The following is a 23151-nucleotide window of genomic DNA, read 5'->3' on the forward strand; positions in this document are numbered from 1 at the left end:
TCGTTCCTTTCTACCGGCGGGGCTGGGGCGGGCGGTCGAGGCGGGCTTCCGGCGGTACTTCTCCGAGCACGACGATGGCGGCGGTCAGCCCGCGGCCCTCGTCGTTGCCGCCCGGGGAGCTGTACCAGTAGTAGCCGGGGCCGTCGAGGTTGAGCTTCGCCCGGCCCTTGGAGTGGTTCAGCAGCCAGAGGAACTTCTTGTCGCCGTTGCTCGGCAGCAGGCAGGCGTGGGTGTTCTTGTCGTCGTTGACGACCGTGAGTTCGACGTCGCCGCCGTGGGGCAGGACCAGGACTCCGGGGTCCCACGAGAGGGCGTCCTCCTTGATGCGGATGGTCGCCTCCATCACTCCGTCGGATCGCTCCGTGGCCTGTTCGATCCGTCCGTTTCCGAGTACGCGACCGATGGTTGCCGTGTTCTGTGCGTCCAGACCGAGTTCGCTCAGCAGCTCGTACTGTTCCTGAGCCGTTGCCATGGGACCCCACCTCCTCGTTCGTTTCGCTGTCGTGGACGTTTGGCATGATCTCGGCGCTGTTCTTTCGCGCGGGGTGATCCGCCGCTTGGTCCTCCCCTCCCGTCAGGTCGGGCCGGTCCGGTCGATGTTCATGACTTTGTGCCAGGCGGCGACGAAGTCGCGGACGAACTTCTCCTCGGCACCGTCGCTCGCGTAGACCTCGGCCAGGGCGCGCAGTTCGGCGTTGGAGCCGAAGACGAGGTCGGCGCGGCCGGCGGTCCATCGGTGGTCACCGTTGCGGCGGTCGCGCCCCTCGAAGGTTGCCGGGGTTTTACCGCCGTGCGGCGTGGCCGCCCAGTCGGTCTCCGTGTCCAGCAGGTTGACGAAGAAGTCGTTGGTCAGCGTCCCCGGAGTCGTGGTGAGCACGCCCAGCGGGAAGCGGCTGTGGTGTGCCCCCAGGACGCGCATTCCGCCGACGAGGACGGTCATCTCGGGTGCGCTGAGCGTGAGTTGGCGCGCGCGGTCGAGGAGCTGGAGTTCCGCCGGGGTCCGGTTGCCGGGCCCGAGGTAGTTGCGGAATGCGTCGGCGGCAGGCTCGAGTGCGGCGAAGGAGTGCGGGTCGGTCCACTCCTGCGGGGCGTCCGTGCGTCCGGGGGTGAAGGGCACCTGGATGCGGTGTCCGGCTTTGGCGGCGGCGTGTTCCACGGCGGCGCATCCGCCGAGCACGATGAGGTCGGCGAGCGAAATCCTCTTGCCCGTGTGCTGCTCGGCGTTGAACGCTTCCCGGATTCCTTCCAGCGTGCCCAACACGTGCGCCAGCTTTGCCGGTTCGTTGGCGTCCCAGGTGTTCTGGGGCTTGAGCCGGATGCGCGCCCCGTTCGCTCCGCCCCGCTTGTCGCTGTTGCGGAACGTGGAGGCCGATGCCCAGGCGGTCAACACCAGTCGGGGTACGGACAGTCCCGACGCGAGGAGGCGGGCCTTGAGTTCGGCCAGGTCCTCGGGTTCTGCGAGCGGGTGGTCCACATCGGGTAACGGGTCCTGCCAGATGAGGCGTTCGGAGGGCACCAGCGGTCCGAGGTAGCGCCGGCGCGGGCCCATGTCGAGGTGGGTGAGCTTGAACCAGGCGCGGGCGAACGCGTCCGCCAGTTCGTCGGGATGGGCGAGGAAGCGGCGGGCGAGGGGTTCGTAGAGCGGATCCGCCTGCAGCGCGAGGTCCGTGGTGAGCATCGTCGGAGTGTGAGTCTTCGACGGGTCGTGGGGGTCCGGTACGGTCCCTTGGCCTGCACCGTCGCGGGGAATCCACTGCCACATTCCGGCGGGGCTGAGCTCGACGTCCCACTCGTAGGTGAACAGGGTCTCGAGGAAGCCGGTGTCCCACCGGGTGGGGGTGGGCGTCCAGATGCCCTCGAGCCCGGAAGAGATCGTGTCGGGGCCGCTGCCGGTTCCGTGGGTGTTGCGCCACCCCAGTCCCTGCTCCTCGAGGGGTGCGCCTTCGGGCTCGGCGGCGAGGTGGTCCGGGGCAGCTGCGCCGTGTGTCTTGCCGAAGGTGTGGCCGCCTGCGATCAGCGCGACGGTCTCCTCGTCGTTCATGCCCATGCGCTGGAACGTGACGCGGATGGCGCGGGCCGCCGCTACGGGGTCCGGCAGGGTCCCCGGGCCCTGCGGGTCGACGTAGATGAGGCCCATCTCGTCGGCGGCCAGCGGTTCCTGCAAGTCCCGGACGCCGCTGTGGCGTTCGTCGCCGAGCCAGGTGCGTTCCGGGCCCCAGTAGACATCCTCGTCACTCTCCCAGGCGTCCTCCCGGCCGCCCGCGAAACCGAAGGTCTTCAGGCCCATCGTTTCCAGGGCGCGATTGCCCGCGAACACGATCAGGTCGGCCCAGGAGATGTGGGAGCCGTACTTCTGCTTCACCGGCCACAGCAGCCGGCGCGCCTTGTCCAGATTGCGGTTGTCCGGCCAGCTGTTCATCGGTGCGAAGCGCTGCATTCCTCTGCCCGCGCCGCCGTGACCGTCGCTCATGCGGTACGTGCCGGCGGCGTGCCACGCCATGCGGAGGACGAGCGGCCCGTAGTGGCCGAAGTCGGCGGGCCACCAGTCCTGAGAGGTCGTCAGAACCTTGTCGACATCCTCGGCCAGGGCATCCAGATCGACGGCCCGGAACGCGGCGGCGTAGTCGAAGTCCCTCCCCAGGGGGTTTGTTGCGGGCTGGTCCTTCGTCAGGATCTTCAGGTCGAGCCGGTGGGGCCACCAGTCGCGGTTGTCCCCGCCGGCCGCCGGGTGGCGTCCTCCGGTCCCGCGGCGCACGGCGATGGTCCGGTCGTACGTCTCGTGAACAGCGACGGCGTCAGGGTTCTGTGGCATGGAACTCCTTTCGCCTCCGGACCAGGGCCGTCAGTTCTCGAGCGCTCGGCGCACAGTCGGCGTGTTCCGCCGGACAACCGGAACTCTTGTGGCCTGGCCTCTCCTGGGGGAAAGGGCCCGTCCGCCGGGTCCGGTGCGAGTGCCGATGCCGCAGTGGTTGCTGATTTCATATGTCAACGCAGCGGTCCGGAAGCCGAGTTCGGCCGGCACGGCATTGCGGTCCGGTGCGTTGCCGGCCTCCCCGGCAGGTGCGGGCGCATCGGTGAAGTACGGGTCGGGCCGCCGCACTTGTGCCATAGGAGACCGCCTTTGGTCCGCAGGGTGTCGACCCGGCCGGTTGCCCCGGCGCTTCCTGCCGATCACCGCCGGGGTGCTCCGTCATGTATCGGGCCGGGTCGCATTGCCCCTGACGCAAAATATTGCGCCCTTCGGTTGAGGACAAGCAGAGCGGGATGACCGAGGCCGAAAAAACTACGAACGGTCGTGAACCGGATATCGCCGGTACGCGTCAGCCCACCAGCGGTAACCCTGTTTTCGCCCCGGATCATCGCTCCTCCGGCGGAACGGCCGCACAGTGCACGTCTCTTGAGAAGTCCAGTGTTGAGCGGTTACGTTCGCACTCCTGTCTGCATCGCCCGGTGGTTGCTGTGAATCCCGGTGCGCCAGGGGACGAGGAGGTCGCGATGGCCGGGAGAGTTCCACCGCTGACGATCACCCCGAGTGCATCCAGCGGATGTGAGCCCAGGGTGGATGGATCTGTCATGGCTGCTTCGTCGTCGAGAGAAGTGGCCCGGGCCTGGGAGAGTTTCGCCGCCGGCGAATGCATTGAATCGGGCGTCCGGCCGGAAATCCTGGCCTCGTGGTACCGGTGCCGCGATCAATACAAGGTGGACCGCACGTTGGACGCCGCGCCCGGGGCGCGGAGCGACCGGTTCGACAACGGCGTCATCTTCACCGCGCTCGGCAGTCTCGGCGCGTTGGCCGGCCGGCAGGTGGAACGGGACGGTGCCCTCGTCACCGTGACGGACGGGGACGGCCGGGTCCTTGGGACGTGGGGCGACCCCAGCGCACAACGACGGGCTGAGCTGCACAACCTCGCCCCGTGGTCCTCGTGGTCGGAGGAGTGCACCGGCACGAACGGGATGGGAACCTCGCTCGAGATGTCAGGACCGGTGACGGTGACGGGCCCGGAGCACTGGTGCGAAGCCTTTCACCAGTGGTCCTGCGCGGGCACGTCCATACGCGACGTGGTGACCGGAGCGCCGGTCGCCTCGATCAACATCTCACGATGGAACGCCTCGCTGTCCGAGGCGGTCCCGTCGTGGCTGACCACCGCGGTCACCTCCGTGGAACAGGAGATATACCGGCGCGCCGTCTACGAGGCGGACAGGGTCATATCCGAGTTCAGCAAGGAATCCACCCGGACCGGCGGGGCCCTTCTGGCGACGGACCGCGGAGGAAACGTGATAGCCGCGAATGAAGCAGCCGTCACCTTACTCGGAATGACCGATGAAACCTCCATCGTCGCGGCCGCGATCGAACCGGCGGAACGCTGGGCCCCGAATATTCCAGGGCTTTCCGACGTGGTGCGGTGGGCCAAGGAACGGGCGCAGGGAAACGACCAGTGGAGCGGATACGCGTGTCTAGCGATGACTCCCGAGGGAGAGACCACTCCGCTCACCATACGGCCGGTATTCGACTCGCATCACGTGATGGGCATGCTGTGCGTCGTGGGGGTGCAGGAAGGCGAGCCGTACGAGAGCAGTCCGGAGCCGGCGGTCAGCCCTCTGCCGCCGCGCGTCATCGGAATGCGGAACGACCGTCTGGTCCTGCTCGCTCCGTCGGAAATCCGCTACGCCGAGGCCGACCGGAACATCGTCTGGTTGATGACGGAAAGGGGGAAGATCCAGGCGTCCACCCGCGGCCTGGACAATGTCGAGCGATTACTGGCGCCCTACGGGTTTCACCGAGTGCACCGGCGTTTCCTGGTCAACCTTCGCCGGGTGGCGGAAGTGGAGCGGGGAATCAAGGGCGAGCTCTTTCTGATCATGAATCCTCGTGCCCATGAGGTGGTTCCCGTCTCCCGGCGGCACGCCCCGGAGCTGCGGCAGATGCTCGGCGTGTGAGCGCCCGGTCCCCAAGTGCGGTGAACGGCCCGGTTCCTGACCTGGCGCCAGCAGGGCTGTGAGGTCAGCACGTGCGGTGCGCCGCGTCGCGCAGGCGCGCCGCCCGCATGAGGACGAGCTCGGCTCGTTCCTCCCGGACGGCCTTCCGTATCTGTCCGGACAGCTGCTTGTTCTCCAGCAGGCAGTCCGTGCCCGCCAGCACGCTCTGCTCGGCGTGGGTGAAGCGGGGGTAGAGGGTGCGAGCGAAGGCCAGAAGGAACTCGGACGGGACGGCCGCCATGCTCTCCAGCGCGCGCAGGTAGCGCTCCGCGTAGGGAGTGAGCCACTCCTCCTGCCCCGGTTGCCGCAGCCCCGCCATGACGGCTTTCCGCTCCGCGAGCGAATGGCCTTCGCTGAACAGCCGGGTCCACGCTTCTTCCTTGGCGGCGGGGGTGGGGCGTGCGGCTTGTGCCGTCAAGGCGTTCCTGCGGCCGCTGTCCCCCGGGTCGGCTTCCGTCGCGACGTCCAGGAGTCCGTCGATGTCGCCTCCGGTCGATGCGAGGCGGAACACTGCCCGCCACCGCAGATCCCGGTCCACTTCCACTCCCGCCCAGGGAGACCGCCCGTACACGAGGTCTCTGAGCAGAGCGTGGCTGTCGGCCTGGGCGGCTCCTACGAGAGCGCGGGCCAGGGCGAGTTGGCGGTCGCTGCCCGCGGCAGCGGCGTCCAGCTCCTCCCGCACGCGGCACGCCACGACGTCGAGCGTCCGTCCCCTCTCGGCCGGGTCCGCGTAGACCTCCACCGCCCGCACCGCCCGGTCCAGAAGCACCTCCAGGACGCCGGCATCGCTCTCGCGCACGCCGTGTTCGAGTACGGCCGAGGTGTAGGTGCGCGCGGGCAGGTTCGCGTCGAGTACATCGTCCCACAGCGCTCCCCAGACCACTGCGCGCGCTCGTCGGTCATCCAGTGCGGACAGGCTGCGCAAGGCCGTCCGCCGCGAGTGCGGGTCCAGCCTGACCTTGACGTGGCTCACCGCGTCCGCATTGGGCACCAGCAGGTCCGGGGCCGGGCCGGAGGCGGCGAGTTCGCCTTCGCCCCCGCCGGGACCGAGCGACAGGTGCGCGCGTTGCCGTTGCACCAGCGTGCCCTCCCGGGTGTCGTACGCGGCCAGGGGCAGGCGCATGTGGCGCGGCGGCACTTGCGGATCGGGACGCTGGTGCACCCGGTAACCGCCCGCGTGGCGGGAGATCTCGACCGTGTTGACCCCACGGCGCAAAAGCCATTCGTCCACCCACCGGTCCACGTCCACGTCTTCGTCCGATGCCTGCCGCAGTGCGGCCACGAAGTCGTCGAGGCCGGCATTTCCCCACGCGTGGCTGCGCAGGTAGGTGCGTACACCGGTGACGAAGGATTCCCAGCCCATGCGCTCGGCGAGGTCGTGGAGTACCGCTGCGCCTTTGAGGTAGACGATCGGGCCGAGACTCGAGCGGGCAGCATCGGTGTCGGCGGTCTCCACCCGGATCGGGTGGCTGGTGGGCAACTGGTCGGCGTGCCGGGCCGCCGGCAGGGCTCGGTGGGCGAAGGCGGTCCAGCCCTCCCCGTACCGGGTCGCCTCCCCCTGGGCGACGACAGCCATCATCGTCGCGAAGGCCTCGTTCAGCCACAGATCGTCCCACCAGCGCATCGTCACGTAGTCGCCGAACCACATGTGTGCCATCTCGTGCAGCAGGAGTTCGGCCCGGCTGCGCCGTGCCTCCTCGGTGGCGCGATGGCGGAACAGGAGCCGCTCGTTGAGCGTCACACAGCCCGGATGCTCCATTCCTCCGAACGCGTACTCGGGTGCGAAGACGTGGTCGTACTTGGTGAACGGGTAGGGCAGGTCGAATAGTTGGGTGTAGAAGTCCAGGCCGCGACTGATCACGTCGAAGATCTCGGGCGCTTGCCCGGTGAGCTCCTCGAAGAGGGAGTGGCGTGCGTACAGCGCCAATGGCACTCCGTCGTGGCGGGAGTCCAGCCGGCTGAAGGGGCCGGCTGCGAAGGCCACCAGATACGGCGGCAGCGGTGGCGTACGTCGGAAGCGCCACGCCGAACACCCGTCGCCGGCAGGCGACAAGGGCTCCTCGTGGCTGGTGTTGGCCACCACGGTCCAGCGCGTGTCGGCGGTGACGGTCAGGTCGACCGTCGCCTTCAGATCGGGCTGGTCGAAGCACGCGAAAACCGTGTGCGCGGCGAAGGGTTGGAACTTGGTGTGCAGGTAGACCTGTCCGTCGAGGGGGTCGCGGAAACGGTGCAGCCCCTCCCCCGTCCGCGTATACGCAGCGGTACCGGCCACGCGGACCGTGTTGTCGCCCCGTCGCGCCTCCAGGCGGACGCGTGTTCCCTCCTGCGCGTCCGGCCCCAGTTCGCGGCCGTTGCACGTCACCGACTCGGCCTTCCCCGCGAAGTCGAGGAAGAGGTGCCCGCCTCCGGTACGGGCCCGGAAGCGCACCACGGTGCTCGTCGCGAACTGCCGCTCACCACGCGTCAGATCGAGTTCCACCGCGTAGTGGACGTCCCGGATCGCGGCCGAACGTGCTGCCGCCTCGTCCTGCGTCAGTCTGCTTCTGGAGACGGTCCGGCTTTCGGGCGGCATGCTCTCAGTCCCGGCGCGCTGAGGCGGGCGGGCGGCGGTACACCAGCTTCTCCAAGGCCGCTGTGCTCTCCCCCTGTTGGGCGCGGGCGAGGGCGTCCTGCACCACGTGGTGGTCGGGCGAGTGGATGCACACCGGGTCGGTGCGCGCCGGATCGCCGGTCAGGGCGAAGGCCTGGCACCGGCATCCGCCGAAATCCAGCTCCTTGCGGGGGCAGCTGCGGCACGGATCGGGCATCCACTCCGTTCCCCGGAAGGCCGCGAACGCGTCGGACGTCGACCAGATCCACTCCAGGTCGTGGTCGCGGACCGAACAGAAGTGCATCGTCGTGATCTCCGCGGCCACCGGACACGGGTACGCGGTGCCGTCGGGTGCGACGGTCAGTGCGGTCTGCGCCCACCCGCCCATGCACGGCTTGGGGTAGGGCTCGTAGTAGTCCGGGAGGATCCACAGGAGTTCCATGTGCTCCCCCAACTCGGCCTTCCGGCGCCTGTAGACGCCGACAGCCTCCTCCAGCTGGGCCTCGGTCGGCAGGAGCAGGTCGCGGTTGCGCAGAGCCCAGCCGTAGTACTGGGTGTTGGCGAGCTCCAGACGCTCGGCACCCCACGACACGCACACATCGATGATCGCGTCGAGGCGGGGCAGGTTCATCCGGTGCAGGACCACATTCATGTTCAACGGCAGCCCGGCCTCGCGGATGATGCGCGCGGCGTCCTCCTTCTTGTCGAACCGCCTGCTCGCCGCGATCAGGTTCGTCGACTCGGCGGCGTCGCCCTGAATGCTCAGCTGGGCGCTGTTGAGTCCCGCGGAGACGAGCGACTTCGCACGGCTTTCCGTCAGTCCCAGCCCGCTGGTGATCAGGTTCGTGTACAGGCCGAGGCGACGGCACTCGGCGACCAGCGCCTCCAGGTCGCCGCGGGCCAGTGGTTCACCGCCTGACAAGTGGACTTGTACGACGCCCAGTCCGGCTGCCTCCCGTATGACGCGCAACCACTCCTCGGTGGCGAGTTCGTCCTGCCGGCCGATCAGCTCCAATGGATTGGAGCAGTAGACGCAGTGCAGGGGGCACTGGTGCGTGACTTCGGCCAGCAGGGCGTACGGCAGCGGCGGACGGTTCATGAGACGTCCACCCAGCCGCGTGCGCGCGCGTCCTGAAGGAACGTCATGACGTCATCAGCGAGATCGGCGGCCTCGAAGTCCTGCTCGAGCCGGGCGACCATCTGCTGCACGGTCCGGGTGCCGTCGCACAGTCCCAGGATCGCCGCCCCGGACTTGTTGAGGAGGACGACCCTTTCCGGCAGCAGCAGCATCTCCACGTCGCGGACGCTGTCGTGGCGGAGCATCGCCTTGGCCGCCAGCCGGGGAACGGCCGTCAGCGTGGTCTCGTCCATCACGACCGCTTGCTGTACGCGAGTTCCACGGCGTCCAGCAGGCTCCACAGGACGTCGCACTTGAACTCCAACGCGCGGACGCACGCGTCCTGCTGTTCCCGGGACTTCGCCTCGTTGATCACCAGTTGGAGCAGGTGCGCGATGTCCTTGGGCTGCTGGGTGAGTCGCGCACGGAAGTACTCCAGGCCTTCGGCTGCGATCCACGGGTAGTGCTGCTGGACATCGGCGATCCTGCGGCTGAGCAGATCCGGGGCGAACAGTTCGGTCAGGGCCGACGCCACGGCCTCCAGCCACGGCTTGCGGCGGCAGAAATCCACGTAGGCGTCCACGGCGAACCGGACTCCAGGCAGCACCGAGTCCCCGTCGAACAGTTGTTGGCGGGTCAGACCGACCGCTTCGCCGAGGCGGACCCATTTCTCGATACCGCCCTCGTCTCCCGTTCGCCCGTCGTGGTCGATGATGCGCTGGATCCACTGGCGCCGGTCGTCCCGCCCGGGGAGTTTGGTCAGGATGAACGCGTCCTTCACCGGCAGGTTCACCTGGTAGTAGAAGCGGTTCCGCACCCAGCCCCGGAACTCCTCCTCGGTCAGTGAGCCCGCGTGCATCCGCTCGTTGAACGGATGCAGATGGTGGTACCGCTTCTCTCCGATCGACCGCAGCCGCGTCTCGAACTCCTCGGCGGACCAAGCGTTCATAGATCCAACTCCAAGCCGGCTCGCCCCACCTCGATGCCCAAGTCCGACAACCAACGCCGCTCCGTGGACCCTTCGTCGAGAATCGGGTTCGTGTTGTTGATGTGGGTGTAGATCTTCCGCGTCGCAGGAAGCGCGGCCAGGGCCCGGGCAGAACCGTGCTCACCGCTTACGGGCATGTGCCCCATCGAGCGTCCGGTGCGGCTCCCCGCACCCTGCTCGGACATTTCGTCGTCCGTCCAGAAAGTGCCGTCCAGGAAGACGCAGTCGGCCGACGCCACCTGCGCGGTGAACTCCTGGTCCCACCGGGGCAGTGTCGGCGCGTACACCGCGGTCCCGCCGGTCACCTTGTCCTCCAGGCGGAAGCCCACCTCCCACGCCGCGCCGTCGAGCCGCGAACGCCGGGTGTAGCGGGGCGGCTTGGTTCCGGTCATGAAAGGGGTCACGCGCAGCCGTTCGTCCAAGTCCCACGGCTTGCCGATGTCGACCGCGGTCCAGGAGAAGTCCGCGTAGTCGCTCAGCAGTTCCCGTACCGGGAAGTCCTGGGTCAGTGCCTCCAGCACGGGGTGCGTGCCGTACACGGTGAGCGATGCTCCTTCGCGCAGCATCAGCAGACCGATGGTGTGGTCGAACTCCGCGTCCGTCAGCAGCACTCCGGCGACCGGTGTCGTCCGTATTCCGGGGCCCGGGTGCAAAGAGGGGTCCGCCGCTATCTGGTGATGGACATCCGGGGTCGCGTTGAACAGAAACCACTGTTCGCCGTCTCCGGATACCGCGATCCCCGCGTGGGTCGACGCGATGTCAGGCCTGGCCCGCGCCTGTTGGCAGCCTGCGCACGCGCAGTTCCACTGCGGATAGCCTCCGCCTGCCGCCACTCCGAGGCAATGAATAAGCACGGCGTGACAACGATCCGTCAGCGCCGGAGCAGTTGGCGGCCGGCTTCGGAGCGCGCCTCGTTCGCCGCGCATTCAGGCGCTTCCCACCTCATGGCGTTCTCCCTCACTTGTGACCACCGACAACGGCCGTGCGACAACAGACACCGTGGCCCGTCAAGGGTTCAGCCGGGGCGACCATCAGTGGTTCCGGCCCTGAACTGGGCTTATCCGTCCACAGCTTCAGCGCCCCTCGCATGGCCTGGCAATCGGTCGCGAACGACCGGCGCCGCATCCATGACGAACGGCGGCCGTGCCACGACGAGCGGGCTGCCGCACGTACCGGGCCTTCACCAGGTGGCCCTGAACGCAGGGCCCTGCGGGATGGCGAAGCGGGCTGCGTACTGCTGGGCGGGGCGCTCGCCTCACAGGGACCGGGCGAAGAGCGGGCCCAGGATGAGCTCGGCGGCGCCGCGCGCGGGGCCGGGCTCGCCGTGGGGGGTGGTGGTCACGGTGTGCTCGGGCAGGGCGCCGGCCACCTCGGTGAGGTAGGTGTCGGGGGCCGCCAGGACGCGCTCGCCGCCGAGGACGACGCGGTCCACGTCCAGCAGCCGGACCAGGTTCGCCGCGCCCACGGCCACGATGCGCGCCGCGGCCCGGTCGTCGGGGGCCGTCAGGGCCAGCGCTTCGAGGCATCCGTTCCGCCCGCAGGCGCACGGCGGGCCGTCCAGGTGCAGGGTCTGGTGCCCGAACTCCCCGGCGTTGCCGCCGGCGCCCCGGTACAGCGCGCCGTCCAGCACCAGCCCGGCACCCAGGCCGCTGCCCAGGTGCAGGTAGGCGAGGGAGCTGTGCTCGGACGACTCCCCCGCCGCCGCCGCGTTGGTGTCCTTGTCTACGGAGACCCGCAGACCTTCCAGCTGTCCGGCGAGCGCTTCGCGCAGGCCGTAACCGTGCCAGGAGGCGGGCCATCCGGTGGGCGCGCGCAGGGCTCCGGTGGCGTGGTCCAGCGGGCCGCGGGCCCCCACTCCCACGCCCAGCACCGGGCCGGCTCCGGCGTCCGCGACGGCCTCCCGCACCAGTGCGGCGATGCGCGGCACGCCCTCGGCCGGGCCGTCGTCCGGGTCGAAGGCGGTCTGGCGCACCGAGAGTTGACGGCATGCCAGGTCGGTGAGCACGGCTGTCAGCCGGCCGGTGTCGACCTGCACTCCCACCGCGTATCCGGCCGCGGGGCGCAGGCGCAGCAGGGTACGGGGCTTGCCGCCGGAACTTCCGGCCGCGCCCCGGCCAGCCTCCTCGAGGGTCCCCTCGGCCAGCAGCTGGGCGGTGATCTTGCCGATGGCCTGGGGGGTGAGCCCGGTCGCCGCGGCGAGCTCGACCCGGCCGGCGCTCCGGTACCGCAGGAGGCCCAGGACCCGGGCGGTGTTGTGGTCGCGGAGTGCGGCGAGGTTCATGCCTGCCAGTATGCCGGGCACCTTGCAGTTAAGAAACTCTGTTGTTTAACTGGTGGTCATGACTGCCGACGACCTTCGCGTGGGCCTGGTCGGGTACGGCCTCGCCGGTTCCGCTTTCCATGCCCCGCTCATCCGTGCCACTCCCGGTCTGCGACTGGACGCCGTGGTCACCACGAACGCCGAGCGCCGCGCCCAGCTGGCCGGGGACCACCCCGGGGTGCGCCCCGCCGACTCCCTCGAAGCGCTGCTGGAGACGCCCGAGGGGAAGCCCGACCTGGTGGTCGTCGCCAACGCCAACCGCGCCCATGTCGCCACCGCCCGCGCCGCCCTGGAGGCCGACGTCCCCGTCGTCGTCGACAAGCCCCTGGCGGCCACCTCCCGTGAGGCCGAGCAGCTGTGCGCGCTCGCCGCCGAGCGCGGGCTGCTGCTGACCGTCTTCCAGAACCGCCGCTGGGACGCCGACTTCCTCACCGCCCGCGCCCTGATCGAGGAGGGCGAGCTGGGCGCCGTCCACCGCTTCTCCTCGCACTTCGACCGCTGGCGGCCGCAGCTCAAGGCCGGCTGGCGCGAGTCCGCCGACCCGGCCGATGCCGGCGGCATCCTCTACGACCTGGGCAGCCACCTGGTCGACCAGGCGGTGCGGCTCTTCGGACCGGTCGCCCGCGTCTACAGCGAGATCGACGCACGCCGCCCCGGCGCCGCCGTGGACGACGACGCCTTCCTCGCCCTCACCCACGCCTCGGGAGTCCGCTCCCACCTGGGCATGAGCGCCCTGACCGCGCAGCTTCCACCCCGGTTGCGGGTGCTCGGCGATCGCGCCGCCTACACCAAGTACGGACTCGACCCGCAGGAAGCGGCACTGCGCGCGGGCTCCCTCCCCGGCAGTCCCGGCTGGGGCGAGGAGCCCGAATCGGCCTGGGGCCTGCTCGGCACCGACACGGACGCCAAGCCCGTACGCACCCTCCCCGGCGACTACCCCGCCTTCTACCGGGGCGTGGCCCACGCTCTGCGCGACGGCGGCCCGACACCCGTCGACCCGCGCGACGCGGTGGAGGTGCTGCGCGTACTGGAGGCCGCCCGCCGCTCCGCACAGACCGGAACCGCCATCGAAATGGAGTCCTGACAATGCCTCAACAGCCCACCGTGGCCGAGGTGGAGGAGCAGGAACGGCGCCTGGTCCTGCCCTCCTTCGACAACGACGACGCCTGGCGGCTGGGCACGCTCCTGGTCGAGCTCGCGCGTGAGCGCGGCGCGGCCGTCGCCGTGGACATCCGCCGCAACGGGCAGCAGCTCTTCCACGCCGCCCTCCCCGGCACCGCCCCCGACAACGACGAGTGGATCCTGCGCAAGACGCGGACCGTCGACCGGTACGGCGCCTCCACCCTTCTGGTCCGGCTGCGGGCCGAGGCCGGCGGTTCCACCTTCGAGGCCAAGTCCCGCCTCGACCCCGACCGCTACGCCGCCCACGGCGGCGCCTTCCCCCTCCGAGTGGAAGGCGTCGGCGTCATCGGCACGGTCGCCGTGTCCGGCCTGCCCCAACTCGAAGACCACGCCCTGGTCGTGGCCGCCCTGGAAAAACACCTCAGCCACAACTGACCCCGCCCCGCAGCCCCCTGCGGCCGGAGCGGCGCGCCGGCACCCCCACCACAGACCTGGGACGCCCCGCCCCAGCCCCGCCGCCCTCGGACCCGCGTCACCGGCCCCCTTCCGGAGAAGGGTGGCCCGGTGGCGCGGCGCGGATGCGGCGCGGGCGTGCCCGGCCGGCGCCGGCCCCAGGGGCTGTATCCACGGGACCGGCAGGGGCGGTACAGCGGGTCCAGGAGGTGTCACTGCGACGGCCTGCCCTCCGCAGCGCGGGCAGAACACGAGAACCCGGCCGGTGAACCACGCGATCCAGTCGCCCGAATCACCGTGCCGTGCGGGCGCCGACTCCGGCTCCGGGGAGGCAAGCATGCCAACACCCTCACAGACATGGACAGTTGAGCCGATCGAGATACGTACCAGCTTCTCACCTTGAGTTTTAACCAAAGGTCCTTTGCCAGCAGCGTCCCTGCGGTGTTCTCGCCGACTCTGCCCGGCCTAGGGAGAATGACCAGACGTTCTGAAACACCAGGGCTGCGGCTGGCCGTCTTACAGGTGTTCTGTAACCTTCCACTCTGGAATACCCGGGCTGTCTGCAACTCCCAGGCATGCCGTGATCGAGAGGAGCCGTGTCCCCAGAATGCCCCAGGAGAGCGCCACTTGGCGTGTGATGCGCCAGGATGCGCTGATAGGCACGATCATTGTGGAAGAGAGCGACTTCCCCTAGCTGCGGGGCCGGTTCGTCCCCGAGCCCGTGTTCGTCCAGGTGAAACCGTGGTTCGACGAGGCTCTGGCCATCCTTGAGGCGGAAGACTTCGAGCGCTTCGACGCGGTTTACGACCGCATCGCCAAGGAGTTGACGTTGGTGTCGCCATCAGGTCCGGTGTCCGGCTTCCTCCTGCACATCGACGGCGATGCGGCCTGGTTCCGCTGGGACTAGCAACCGACCTGCGGTTAAAACTCAAGCTCACCGGCGCCATCGGTACCTGCGGCGCGCCCCGCAGGGGAGCGCGTGCCGGCATTCGCGATACCGGTCGTCGGACCGCCTCAACCAGTCGGCGCTCAGCTTTGGTTGCCGCCGAGAGCGGCCAGGATCCCGGGGCTCCCAGCAAGCCGTCACCGGTTGATGATCGCACCTGGGCGCCGTGAGGAGTCAGGCAAAGAACACCGTCTGCCCGCAGCCCTGAGCGTCGACTCGGACGACGAGTAGATCCAGATCGCCGAAGTCGAAAGTGATGTCCATCCCTGCGGCTGAGGTCACCTCGAAACCCTCAAGGAACAGCCGCTCCGCCGGCGGCTTCGCCTCGACCGCCGCACAGCCGCGCCGCCGGTCCTCGGGAGCGTGCGCCAGGGCGAAGGCTTTGACTGCGGGAAGCCCCGTGAGGGCAGCCTGGATTCGTCGCACGGCTGTGGCCAGGACAGCATCGAGGGCGGAGCCGCTGAGCGTCGGATCGACGGTGATCAGCACCTCGGCACCGGTCCCGCCGTTCCTTCTGGCCGAACGCATCGCGGGATCGATCCGGATTTCCCCCACCAGCTGATGCTCGCCATAGCGCCGCAACTCCCCCAGCCACGGATGCTGGACTACCACCTCGGACATGCCGACTCCCTCACTCCGAACCTCACCAGGCTATGAAGCCCGAGAAGCCATCCGCGACGGCGTCGGGCTCCTGACTCCCGGGCCAGGGCTGAGCAGCTCAGGAACGGCATAAGGTCAGGGGCCGATTCACGCGACGCGGGGAGCCGACGTGCCCGACACACCACCACTGGAATAAGCCCTCGACTTCCTGCGGGCCGAACTCGCGGCCGGCCAAGCCTCGATGACCGAGTGGACCACTCGTCATGCATGGCTCGCCTTCCTGCGCTTCGGACGCAGACGCTTTCACACACCGCCCACCCCCGACGCCGACGGCCTGCTCTTCCAATACGGCACGTACGCCTTCAGCGGACGACCGATGTTCACCCTCGACCTCACGCGGCAGTTCGCCACCACCGCCGACCACGACCACTACAGGCAGGTCCACTGCGAACTGCGCTACGAGCCCGAACCAGACCTGACGTCCCTGGGACACTTCGGCTCCTGGTTCTTCCACGACACCGATACGGACCTCGACGAGTGGTCCAGCATCATGGAGGAGCATCTCGCACCCCTACGCGACCGCGGCCCCTACGAGATCGACCTGTACGAAGAGCCGGCATAGCTCCGCACCCACGGAAACCCGACCCCCCAGAGCGCTGCGACAACACACACGCTGTCGCCCCGACTCGGCTACGACGTACACAGGCGCAGACACCAAAACGGAAAGCCAAGATGACAGGAGTACGCGGACGCAAGAGGTGGAAGCTCCGTGTCCCTGATCGGGCGTGAGCTTCGTGACGGTGGCGTGTCAGGATCTGGGTCTATGGAGATCCAGAACGGGTCGGAGGCGGGTGAATGGATACAGCCGCGCGGCTGGCGCCAGGCATCCGCCGTCGGCCAGGTGGCTGCGTGCTGGACCCAGCTCGTGGATGAAGTCGAGGACGGCTACCGCGACGACGTCGACGAATACCTCTTCGACCTCAACTGTCGTGACTGGTTGCACGCGGCGTGGCCGCTGCTCAGCGAACGGACGGTGGCACTGTGGACCCCGCGGATCAAGGTGCTCGATAACCGGTTTCGGGCCGCCACCGTCTTCGACGACGGCTTCGCCCTGGAGGACTTCCACTGATTCGGCCGGTTCGACACTCACGACCGATGGTGGTGGCGACGCCACCCCCGAATCCTCGTCGGGGATCTCGGACGCGCGCTCCGCTCTGCGGGGGCGTCCGGTTGACTTCCGGCTGACGGGCTCCCGGGAAACGTCGGCGAGCAGAGAGCCTCGAGGTGCTCGAACACCCGCGCAGCCACCGTGACATGGCGGGAAGGGCCCGGTTTGCGGGACGGTGATGAACCGACGTGACGACCTCACGACGGTCTCGTGTCATGATCGGCGCTGTGTGGAATGCGGAGACGGTGCGCGGTCGGCTTCAGGCGCTGGCCGAGGCAGACCCCCGGTATCGGCGATTCGGTGCGGATCGCCACCGCTACCTTCTTGGCCCACCAGTCGAGGAAGCTCTCGTACGGCAATTCGAGCACGAGCATGGCATCAGCCTTCCGGCTTCCTACCGCGCCTTCATCACCACGGTGGGCAGCGGCGGTGGCGGGCCCTGCTACGGGCTGTTCCTGTACGGCAGCGACCTATGGGTACGTCAGCAGGCCGACCTTGGCGAACGCTGGGCAGACCTGCTGGCCGCTCCGTTCCCGCACACCGATCGCTTCCAGCCCTGGCCCGACGTAGCGCTCTGCCCGCAACACGCTGCTGAGGACGAGTTCTTCGACCCTTGTTGGTTTACCGGCTCCCTCGTGATCGCCGAGATCGGCTGCGGCTCCTATTTCCGCCTCGTCGTCACCGGCGAAGCCCGCGGCCAGGTCTGGTCGGACGACCTTGCCTGCGACCAGGGGCTGAGTCCCGGGCCGGACTTCCACGACTGGTATATGCGGTGGCTGGCGAACCCCGAAACAACGGTGTGACACCGGTATCGCTCAACGAGCGTGCGCCGGCTCTCAAATGACGTTCTATCCGCTCCCGCCAGTGGCCCCCAGCCGCATCTTGTGACGCTGGAGGTCAACCTCGGCGACCTTCACCCGGATCAGCTCGCCTTCCTCGACAAGTTGATCCGGGGTCTCGACCGGCTCGTCAGTGAGCTCTGAGAGGTGAAGGAACCCCACAACGTCGGGAGCAAGCTCCACGAATACGCCAAAAGGAATGATCTTGGCGATTGTCCCGGTGAGGATCCGGCCGACCTGATCCGCAAACCGAATGAGCGGATCGGCCTGAAGAGCCTTCAACGAGAGCGTGACCTGTCCGGAGCGCGTCTCGGCGATGATCACCTCAGCGGTGATCCGCTGGCCGGCTTCAACTGCCTCGGAGGGGTAGTCGATCCAGCCCCACGTCAGGTCCGGCACCCGGATGAAGCCGGTGCACAGGCCGTCCGGTTCGCCATCGACGTGCACAAAGACCCCGAAGTTGTGAACCGCGGAGACTGTCCCAGCCACGACCTGTCCTCGTTCAAACGCGAGGAGAAAAGACCGCAAGGCCGGAATCTCGCACGCCCTGGCGGAGAGGTGAAGCTGACCTTCGTGCCTGCACATCTCTTCGGCATTGATCTCCTGGCCGACCTCGAACAACTCGGACGGATGTCCCATCCGACGCATCGACGCCTCATGTCGAGGGATCCGAGCGATCTCGGCTTTCTCCCCTGCGGCATCCACGAGCTTCCCCAGGACGTCCGCTCCGTCGAACCCGGCGACCTTCACCGTTCGCACGGCCCCCGGCCGGAGCTGGTTGATCAAGAACTGCATACGAGGGTCGGGGGCTGACTCGGGCATGGAGGTGAGCCTAGTCGGCGCGTCACGGCGCATCGGCCTCGTGGGCGCGGGAAGAGGAGGCCGAGTCCGCATAGCACTCCGGCTGAGGTTGCTTCCGACTGAACTGCACGGCGACCCCGATGATGACGGCAGCGCACACAACAGTGGTGCCCACTCCCACGGCCCAGACGCCGGGCCACTGTTCATTGACCCACCCGCTCTCGCCGACTCCCATCGATCGTCCCGTGTGACGGTTCTTCGACGGCAGCGCCCCCAGCGCGAGCATGCACGCCACCAAGGTCCCTGCGGCGCCGGCTGCGGTCCCCGTTGTCCACACCAGTGCGCGAGCCCGAGCCGTCTTCCAGCATGCTCCGGCCTTCATCAGCGCGATCACGGCGGCAGTCATCGAGAGCGGCAGCAACAGCCCGACCGTTACCGCGAATCCGTACCCACTGCCCGGCCAGTGCGGGGCCATACCGCCCCACCCGGACTCGCCCACCACGATCACCATGACCACGAACGCGAGGAGACCCGCGAACAGCCCCGGCACGATCAGCCAGTCTCCCGCTGACCGCCGCGGCCTTGCCGCCGTGCCGCCACCGCGCGGAGTCCGAGGCGGGACGGGAAGTGAACTCGCGCTCGCCCTGCGCCGTCGCAGCTTCGCCGACCCGCTCATACCCCTGCCCACCCACCGGTCCGTCGTCCATGCCCATCCCACGCGAGCGCACCGTGTGCGCTCCTTTCTCGCGCCGAGCGTAGGCCAGTTCGGGCGGGAGGCCCCAGCCGGGGCGCTGCCTCCTGCGTGGCTCAGGCGCACCGATGTCCCCTCCACCCCATCGGGGTCGTCACCTGCACGCTGCTGCCATGCTGTAGCCGATGGAGATCGCGGGGACTCATGAGTACGAGCAGTTGGCCTGCACGATCCGGTCGAACAGGCCGTCCCGGGCGCAGGTCGTGGTGGTGGGCATTGTCTGTGCGGTGTTCCTGACGCTCGCTGTGTGGCGGCTGGTTGCCCAAGGAGGCATCGCCTGGGGGCCGTTCGCTCTGTCGGGAGTGGCGGCTGTCGTCCTCGCTGTCCAGGTATGGCTGGGCCGCATCCTGCGCATGGACGTCACCAGTTCGCAGGTGAGGTACCGCGGGGTTCTGGGCCGGACGCGGTCTGTGCCCCTGGATCAGGTCGCGGCGGTTCTCTACGCTCCACACGTCCGCATGGGCAGCAACCCTCAGACCGGCGAGCACTACTGCAGCTATCTGGCGCTGCTAGATGAACGCGGCCGTCTTCTCCTGCGGGTCACCAGCGGCAACCTCTGGCCGGCCGCGGAACTCGCGCGAGCACACCGGGCTCTGGGGTCCCCGGGCGCGGAGGTCACCTACCCGGCGAGGACACGGGCGACGAACCTCCGGCACGACTACCCCCAGGTGATGCCTCCCTGGCGGGCGCACCCCTACGTCGTGGCCGGTCTCGTCTTCGTACTGGCCTTTGTCGGGGCGGCGGCCCTCGCGGCAGCCAGCCCCAAGTAGGCACAAGTAGGCCGCGTCCGGCGGCTTCTAGCATGGCGCGGCGAGGCCCAGCAGCGCGGTCGCCTACCGCGGTGCACTGGGCCGCACGCGGTCTGTGCCGCTGGGGCAGGTCGCGTCGGTTCTCTACACCCCACAGATCAGCGCGAGCACCGGCTCCCCATGGAACTCCAGTCGCTCCATCAGCTACCTGGCCGTGCTCGATGAGCACAGCCGTTGCCTGCTGCGGGGCACCAGCGGCACCATCTGGCCGGCCACGGAGCTGGAGCGGGCGCATCAGGCGTTGAAGTCCGGGGGTGTGCGGATGATCTACCGGCCGGGGTGGAGATCAAGAGCCTCCGTCGCGACCATCCCCACGTGGTGCCGGCCTGGCACGCACACCCCTACGCCGCGGTCGTCATCGCCGTCGTGCTGATTGCGTCGGGCGTCGCTCTGTCCGTGACCCTCGCCTCGTAAAGCCCCGCATACAACAGTTTCCGCACCACGAGAGGCCCGGTGCAATGCCCGCATCGGGACCATCTCCAGCGATGCCCCCGGCTGTCGCTGCGTTCCGCAGAGACAGTGCCGCCAGATCGAACGAAGGCCGCCCGGCGTGTGCCGGGCGGCCTTCTCACGATCACGAACCCTGGCTGTGTGGCCTGCCCTCCTGCGAGGACTACCAGGGACAGCTCCAGGGTCTTCGTCCTCCAGGGTACCCCCGGGCTGGGCTCCCTGGGGCTCCTGAGACGGGGGCGGTAGGTTGCCGTCATGCCCCTTGCACCCGCCGATGAGGTCCGCAGCCGCGAGGATCTGGTGGCGTTCGTCCGCGCGCTTCACCAGGAGTATCTCCACCATGGCCACGAGTGGGAGAACCAGACCCTGGACACGTTCCTGGACCGGCTCGCCGCATGGATGGATGACGCCGAGGGCTGGTACAGGAACTCCGGTAAGGAGCTGCCTGCGACAGGGGATTGGGCGTTTCTCGCCCGGGCCTTGCAGGCGGCGACCGTCTACGAATGACAGTCGCCCCAGTGGGTCTCCGGCGTGGACGGTGGCCAGGGCGCCTGGCACGGCACCGCTTGCGGGATTCCGCAGTGCGAGCATCAGCGGCGCGGGCGTGACGCCCCCGTCCGCTGCGGAGAGGCGTCCCGGCCGCGGGCCCGGGTCGGGCGTGCGGCGAGGCCGCCGGGGTCAGCCGGCCCGCGTAGGCTCATGGTCATGAGTGTGTCGCTGTATTACCGGGCCGAGCGCCAACGGCCGCTGAGTGATGAGGAAGCCGCTGCGGTGGAACGCATCGTCGCTGCCCGAGCAGCCACCTTCCCGTACGACGACGAGGAGGGCCTGTACCTCTACGCGGGCGGTGGGCGCGACCCTGAGACCATCCTGAACGGCTCGAGCAAGCTGCCCTCGGACGAGGGGCGCCAAATGCCGGCACTCAGCCACCTCTTGGTCTCGGTGACCGCGCTGCGCCGCGCCCTGCCGGACGCCGCGTGGCACGTGCACGTGGACGATGCGGACTTTTCCTGGAATGAGGAGACGGGATACGCCCTGTCAGCTGCGCGTGAGTAACGCTTCAGTCTGCGTCGGGGCCGGTAGCGATATTCCAGCCGGCCGGGCTCTCGTGGTTGCCGGGCACGGCAGTTGTGGTGACGGCGAGAACGGTGTCGTCCTCGCCGTATTGAACGCTCCTGTAGACCGTGACCGGCATCAAGGCGTAGTGGGGCATGCCGAGGGCGTCGAGTTCCTCCCGGCTCGCTCCGCGTGCAGTGACGTGCCGCTCAACTCGTGTGCAGGTCCGGATCGCCGGCGCCAGCGGTGCCCCGGACGCGGGTGAGGTGGTCATGTCCCTCGCAATCGTGATCGAGCAGTCGCCAACGCGGGCCTCAAGTGTCCAGCATCCTCTGGCCAGATGGGGCTGCGGAACCAGTCGGGGGCTTCTCCACCCGCAGGAATGCAGTGGCGCCTCCCTCTGGTCGATCGTGGCCAGCCCCAGGCCCTGGCGGTGCGACAGCGACCAGCTACCGGCGCTGGCGCAGACGCTGGTCATCCCGCCGACTGCGGACGACAACCAGCGCCTGCACCATCAGGCGACATGGGCCAAGGCCTGCTTGGCGCTGGGGATCCACCATTGCGATGGGTCTATGTCAGCCTTGCTGCGGTTCTCCTTCGCTGAGACGGCCGCGAGGCTGCGCTTCGCACCGAGGTCGTTCGCGTACCGCTCACGCTTGTCGGCGTCCCACTTCGACGCCCCGCTGTCCCACGCCTCGGCCAGGGGAACCACGTGGTCGATGTCGAGTGAACGGGCGTTGCGCTGGCTGGACTTCCGCGCAACACGAGCCGCGTCACTCGACTGGCGGCAGATTGCGGCCGGTGCAGCAGCGTGGCGCCTGCTGCCCCGGACACGGGCTTCCTCTCGTGCGCAGCGCCGAGTCGAACCGGCCCTGCAGTGAGGGAAGTTGGGTGTGGTGGCGTCTGCTGCTGTGATTGAGTGGATCTTTCGGGCGCTCGGGTTTCGACGGCTTCGCGCGCCGGCGAAGGGCAACAAGTGGAGGGGGAAGCGTGGTTGGTGTCTGGGTGCTGGGGGCCGTGCTGCTGGCCGTTGCGGTCTGGGTTCTGGGGTCGATAGCCCTGCGTGTCACCGGGTGGCTCGCCATGTTGGTGGGGCTGGTCACCACCTTCTCTTCCCTGACCCACTTTGATCAGCTGGGCGGTCTACTCATCTCGGTGCCGGTGCTCGTTCTCGGGCCGCTGCTGTGGCTGGCGGGGCACTGGCTGTACGCCTACCGCAACTGCTGCTACAAGTCGTCCGTCGCCGCCAGGTTCTTCGCCAACGCCCGCGGGGGCCGTCTCGACCCCTCCCGCGGCTGGGACGTGACCTGGCACTGAACTGGCACCGGCGATGGGTGGATAGAGTTCCCGCAGCGCGGTGTGCAGCCACACTGTCTATCGCGCGTCTGGCCCCCGACACATGGCCCTCGGACTGTCGGGGCCTTTCGTATGTCTGCGCATGCGCTCCCCGGCAACCTCACGGTGACCGGTGGGGTTGCGACGCTAACGAGCGCTGCGGGCGGCCGTGCGAACACCCGTGAAGGTGCAGTTCATATCAGCTGGCTTCTCTGAGGCTGCCGGGCGGGGCGCCGGCAGCGGTCGGGGCCCGCCCCGGAACTGACTCTTGCCAGGCAGTGAGTCGTAGGCTGCGGCTCATGGAATCGTTGATCGCTGCCGTCCGCGAGCAGGACGAAGCCGCCCGTTTTCTCGCTTGGCCGGGAGACTTCGACCTGGACCGTGACGACCATGTCGAGGAGGTCCACCTCGCCTCCGGCGCCGCGCTCGAGGGATTCGCCGGCGACAACGCCGGAGGCACGTACTTCTTCTGCGGCGAAGGCGGCGAGGAACGCCCCATCCTCTACGCCGACTCCGAAGGCGGCGCATCGCTGGTTGCGATCGGCCTGCCCGAGCTCCTGCGGCTGCTGCTGGTCGCCCCGTGGTGGCGCGATTGCCACGCGTTCACGGAGGAAGAAGGCCGCGAGCTTGCGGCCGAGTATCTGCAGGACATGCCGGACCTCGGTGCCCGAAGAGACCGCGCCGCCGCGGCCCTTGGCCTCGACCTTCCGGGCCAAGCGGAAGTCCTGGCCCGCTTGCGGGAGGTAGCTGTCCGGGTGGGTGAGAACTTCGTTCTCATCTTCACGCCGGAGGGCCACCCCTACGAGCCACTCTTCGGAGACTGAGACGT

The 23151-nt window shown here is 68.7% G+C and carries 25 protein-coding genes and 1 pseudogene; 13 read left to right on the plus strand and 13 right to left on the minus strand.

The genetic code is table 11. From position 1 onward, the window contains the following. Positions 1-10 precede the first annotated feature (10 nt). Positions 11-472 (minus strand): MSMEG_3727 family PQQ-associated protein, encoded by a 462-nt coding sequence (locus tag AC3AGO_RS00305; RefSeq protein ID WP_487818014.1) that lies wholly within the window; start codon positions 470-472, stop codon positions 11-13. A 102-nt stretch (positions 473-574) separates the two neighbouring features. Further along, positions 575-2812 (minus strand): catalase/peroxidase HPI, encoded by a 2238-nt coding sequence (gene katG / locus AC3AGO_RS00310; protein ID WP_487818015.1) that lies wholly within the window; start codon positions 2810-2812, stop codon positions 575-577. A 761-nt stretch (positions 2813-3573) separates the two neighbouring features. Here katG and AC3AGO_RS00315 point away from each other — a divergent pair. Beyond that, positions 3574-4938, plus strand: a complete 1365-nt coding sequence (locus AC3AGO_RS00315) for a LytTR family transcriptional regulator DNA-binding domain-containing protein (protein WP_487818016.1) — start codon at positions 3574-3576, stop codon at positions 4936-4938. A 64-nt stretch (positions 4939-5002) separates the two neighbouring features. Here the strand turns inward: AC3AGO_RS00315 and pepN are convergent, their stop codons facing one another. The 6 genes from pepN to AC3AGO_RS00345 all read right to left on the minus strand — a co-directional run bounded on the left by pepN (position 5003) and on the right by AC3AGO_RS00345 (position 11953). Beyond that, positions 5003-7549 (minus strand): aminopeptidase N, encoded by a 2547-nt coding sequence (gene pepN / locus AC3AGO_RS00320; RefSeq protein WP_487818017.1) that lies wholly within the window; start codon positions 7547-7549, stop codon positions 5003-5005. A gap of 4 nt (positions 7550-7553) precedes the next feature. Next, a complete protein-coding gene (gene pqqE, locus AC3AGO_RS00325) occupies positions 7554-8666 on the minus strand; it encodes a pyrroloquinoline quinone biosynthesis protein PqqE (protein WP_487818018.1) in 1113 nt (370 codons plus the stop codon). Then, positions 8663-8938: a pyrroloquinoline quinone biosynthesis peptide chaperone PqqD gene (gene pqqD / locus AC3AGO_RS00330; RefSeq protein ID WP_487824495.1), complete on the minus strand. Its 276-nt coding sequence runs from the start codon at positions 8936-8938 to the stop codon at positions 8663-8665. The genes pqqE and pqqD overlap by 4 nt, the downstream gene beginning before the upstream one ends. Beyond that, positions 8938-9633: a pyrroloquinoline-quinone synthase PqqC gene (gene pqqC / locus AC3AGO_RS00335; protein WP_487818019.1), complete on the minus strand. Its 696-nt coding sequence runs from the start codon at positions 9631-9633 to the stop codon at positions 8938-8940. Before pqqC ends, pqqD begins: the two co-directional genes overlap by 1 nt. After that, the gene (gene pqqB / locus AC3AGO_RS00340; RefSeq protein ID WP_487818020.1) at positions 9630-10598 is read right to left on the minus strand and encodes a pyrroloquinoline quinone biosynthesis protein PqqB; all 969 of its coding nucleotides are present in this window, start codon (positions 10596-10598) and stop codon (positions 9630-9632) included. The genes pqqC and pqqB overlap by 4 nt, the downstream gene beginning before the upstream one ends. A 329-nt stretch (positions 10599-10927) precedes the next feature. Beyond that, positions 10928-11953: an ROK family protein gene (locus AC3AGO_RS00345; protein WP_487818021.1), complete on the minus strand. Its 1026-nt coding sequence runs from the start codon at positions 11951-11953 to the stop codon at positions 10928-10930. A 58-nt stretch (positions 11954-12011) separates the two neighbouring features. Here AC3AGO_RS00345 and AC3AGO_RS00350 point away from each other — a divergent pair, with 58 nt between their 5' ends. The 3 genes from AC3AGO_RS00350 (at position 12012) to AC3AGO_RS00360 (ending at position 14474) form a co-directional block, all read left to right on the plus strand. Then, positions 12012-13076: a Gfo/Idh/MocA family oxidoreductase gene (locus AC3AGO_RS00350; protein ID WP_487818022.1), complete on the plus strand. Its 1065-nt coding sequence runs from the start codon at positions 12012-12014 to the stop codon at positions 13074-13076. A gap of 2 nt (positions 13077-13078) precedes the next feature. Then, on the plus strand, positions 13079-13549 hold the full coding sequence (locus AC3AGO_RS00355; protein WP_487818023.1) for a heme-degrading domain-containing protein: 471 nt from the start codon (positions 13079-13081) through the stop codon (positions 13547-13549). 739 nt (positions 13550-14288) lie between these two features. Then, positions 14289-14474 (plus strand): hypothetical protein, encoded by a 186-nt coding sequence (locus AC3AGO_RS00360; RefSeq protein WP_487818024.1) that lies wholly within the window; start codon positions 14289-14291, stop codon positions 14472-14474. 213 nt (positions 14475-14687) lie between these two features. Here AC3AGO_RS00360 and AC3AGO_RS00365 read toward each other — a convergent pair whose 3' ends face one another. Beyond that, positions 14688-15134, minus strand: coding sequence for a hypothetical protein (locus AC3AGO_RS00365; RefSeq protein ID WP_487818025.1), 447 nt, complete (start codon positions 15132-15134; stop codon positions 14688-14690). Positions 15135-15354: 220 nt separating this feature from the next. On the opposite strand from AC3AGO_RS00365, the gene AC3AGO_RS00370 reads away from it, so the two are divergent. From AC3AGO_RS00370 to AC3AGO_RS00380, 3 genes are all read left to right on the plus strand, one after another. Further along, on the plus strand, positions 15355-15735 hold the full coding sequence (locus tag AC3AGO_RS00370; RefSeq protein ID WP_487818026.1) for a hypothetical protein: 381 nt from the start codon (positions 15355-15357) through the stop codon (positions 15733-15735). Between the two features lie 201 nt (positions 15736-15936). After that, the gene (locus AC3AGO_RS00375) at positions 15937-16242 is read left to right on the plus strand and encodes a hypothetical protein (RefSeq protein ID WP_487818027.1); all 306 of its coding nucleotides are present in this window, start codon (positions 15937-15939) and stop codon (positions 16240-16242) included. A 254-nt stretch (positions 16243-16496) separates the two neighbouring features. After that, a complete protein-coding gene (locus AC3AGO_RS00380) occupies positions 16497-17084 on the plus strand; it encodes an SMI1/KNR4 family protein (protein ID WP_487818028.1) in 588 nt (195 codons plus the stop codon). A gap of 45 nt (positions 17085-17129) precedes the next feature. On the opposite strand, the gene AC3AGO_RS00385 is transcribed toward AC3AGO_RS00380, so the two are convergent. After that, positions 17130-17942 carry a S1 RNA-binding domain-containing protein gene (locus tag AC3AGO_RS00385; protein ID WP_487818029.1) on the minus strand — a complete coding sequence of 271 codons (813 nt, stop codon included), beginning with the start codon at positions 17940-17942 and terminating at the stop codon, positions 17130-17132. A gap of 22 nt (positions 17943-17964) precedes the next feature. Next, on the minus strand, positions 17965-18471 hold the full coding sequence (locus AC3AGO_RS00390; protein WP_487818030.1) for a hypothetical protein: 507 nt from the start codon (positions 18469-18471) through the stop codon (positions 17965-17967). A gap of 326 nt (positions 18472-18797) precedes the next feature. Here AC3AGO_RS00390 and AC3AGO_RS00395 point away from each other — a divergent pair, with 326 nt between their 5' ends. From AC3AGO_RS00395 to AC3AGO_RS00410, 4 genes are all read left to right on the plus strand, one after another. Further along, positions 18798-19442, plus strand: coding sequence for a hypothetical protein (locus AC3AGO_RS00395; RefSeq protein ID WP_487818031.1), 645 nt, complete (start codon positions 18798-18800; stop codon positions 19440-19442). Between the two features lie 318 nt (positions 19443-19760). Beyond that, positions 19761-19895: a hypothetical protein gene (locus AC3AGO_RS00400; RefSeq protein ID WP_487818032.1), complete on the plus strand. Its 135-nt coding sequence runs from the start codon at positions 19761-19763 to the stop codon at positions 19893-19895. 291 nt (positions 19896-20186) lie between these two features. Next, a complete protein-coding gene (locus tag AC3AGO_RS00405) occupies positions 20187-20438 on the plus strand; it encodes a DUF7660 family protein (RefSeq protein WP_487818033.1) in 252 nt (83 codons plus the stop codon). Positions 20439-20636: 198 nt separating this feature from the next. Then, positions 20637-20987 (plus strand): hypothetical protein, encoded by a 351-nt coding sequence (locus AC3AGO_RS00410; protein WP_487818034.1) that lies wholly within the window; start codon positions 20637-20639, stop codon positions 20985-20987. A 4-nt stretch (positions 20988-20991) separates the two neighbouring features. On the opposite strand, the gene AC3AGO_RS00415 is transcribed toward AC3AGO_RS00410, so the two are convergent. Then, positions 20992-21261: a hypothetical protein gene (locus AC3AGO_RS00415; RefSeq protein ID WP_487818035.1), complete on the minus strand. Its 270-nt coding sequence runs from the start codon at positions 21259-21261 to the stop codon at positions 20992-20994. A gap of 246 nt (positions 21262-21507) precedes the next feature. Beyond that, positions 21508-21780: pseudogene (locus tag AC3AGO_RS00420) on the minus strand (HNH endonuclease family protein); the annotation flags it as partial. Between the two features lie 197 nt (positions 21781-21977). Here AC3AGO_RS00420 and AC3AGO_RS00425 point away from each other — a divergent pair. Both AC3AGO_RS00425 and AC3AGO_RS00430 read left to right on the plus strand, forming a co-directional pair. Continuing rightward, on the plus strand, positions 21978-22304 hold the full coding sequence (locus tag AC3AGO_RS00425; protein WP_487818036.1) for a hypothetical protein: 327 nt from the start codon (positions 21978-21980) through the stop codon (positions 22302-22304). Between the two features lie 317 nt (positions 22305-22621). Continuing rightward, complete coding sequence (locus AC3AGO_RS00430) at positions 22622-23146, plus strand: hypothetical protein (RefSeq protein ID WP_487818037.1); 525 nt, start codon at positions 22622-22624, stop codon at positions 23144-23146. The last annotated feature ends 5 nt before the right edge of the window (positions 23147-23151 follow it).

The sequence above is a fragment of the Streptomyces sp. BL1 genome, from assembly GCF_057628045.1.

Coding starts and splice junctions, on each gene's coding strand:
- AC3AGO_RS00395 (WP_487818031.1), top strand. CDS start 18,798: ATGGAGATCGCGGGGACTCATGAGTACGAGCAGTTGGCCTGCACGATC.
- pqqC (WP_487818019.1), bottom strand. CDS start 9,633: ATGAACGCTTGGTCCGCCGAGGAGTTCGAGACGCGGCTGCGGTCGATC.
- pqqE (WP_487818018.1), bottom strand. CDS start 8,666: ATGAACCGTCCGCCGCTGCCGTACGCCCTGCTGGCCGAAGTCACGCAC.
- AC3AGO_RS00385 (WP_487818029.1), bottom strand. CDS start 17,942: ATGCCCGAGTCAGCCCCCGACCCTCGTATGCAGTTCTTGATCAACCAG.
- pqqB (WP_487818020.1), bottom strand. CDS start 10,598: ATGCGCGGCGAACGAGGCGCGCTCCGAAGCCGGCCGCCAACTGCTCCG.
- AC3AGO_RS00410 (WP_487818034.1), top strand. CDS start 20,637: ATGAGTGTGTCGCTGTATTACCGGGCCGAGCGCCAACGGCCGCTGAGT.
- AC3AGO_RS00430 (WP_487818037.1), top strand. CDS start 22,622: ATGGAATCGTTGATCGCTGCCGTCCGCGAGCAGGACGAAGCCGCCCGT.
- AC3AGO_RS00365 (WP_487818025.1), bottom strand. CDS start 15,134: ATGTCCGAGGTGGTAGTCCAGCATCCGTGGCTGGGGGAGTTGCGGCGC.
- AC3AGO_RS00370 (WP_487818026.1), top strand. CDS start 15,355: ATGACCGAGTGGACCACTCGTCATGCATGGCTCGCCTTCCTGCGCTTC.
- AC3AGO_RS00350 (WP_487818022.1), top strand. CDS start 12,012: ATGACTGCCGACGACCTTCGCGTGGGCCTGGTCGGGTACGGCCTCGCC.
- pqqD (WP_487824495.1), bottom strand. CDS start 8,938: ATGGACGAGACCACGCTGACGGCCGTTCCCCGGCTGGCGGCCAAGGCG.
- AC3AGO_RS00415 (WP_487818035.1), bottom strand. CDS start 21,261: ATGACCACCTCACCCGCGTCCGGGGCACCGCTGGCGCCGGCGATCCGG.
- pepN (WP_487818017.1), bottom strand. CDS start 7,549: ATGCCGCCCGAAAGCCGGACCGTCTCCAGAAGCAGACTGACGCAGGAC.
- AC3AGO_RS00405 (WP_487818033.1), top strand. CDS start 20,187: ATGCCCCTTGCACCCGCCGATGAGGTCCGCAGCCGCGAGGATCTGGTG.
- AC3AGO_RS00315 (WP_487818016.1), top strand. CDS start 3,574: ATGGCTGCTTCGTCGTCGAGAGAAGTGGCCCGGGCCTGGGAGAGTTTC.
- AC3AGO_RS00380 (WP_487818028.1), top strand. CDS start 16,497: ATGATCGGCGCTGTGTGGAATGCGGAGACGGTGCGCGGTCGGCTTCAG.
- AC3AGO_RS00305 (WP_487818014.1), bottom strand. CDS start 472: ATGGCAACGGCTCAGGAACAGTACGAGCTGCTGAGCGAACTCGGTCTG.
- AC3AGO_RS00375 (WP_487818027.1), top strand. CDS start 15,937: ATGGAGATCCAGAACGGGTCGGAGGCGGGTGAATGGATACAGCCGCGC.
- AC3AGO_RS00355 (WP_487818023.1), top strand. CDS start 13,079: ATGCCTCAACAGCCCACCGTGGCCGAGGTGGAGGAGCAGGAACGGCGC.
- katG (WP_487818015.1), bottom strand. CDS start 2,812: ATGCCACAGAACCCTGACGCCGTCGCTGTTCACGAGACGTACGACCGG.
- AC3AGO_RS00345 (WP_487818021.1), bottom strand. CDS start 11,953: ATGAACCTCGCCGCACTCCGCGACCACAACACCGCCCGGGTCCTGGGC.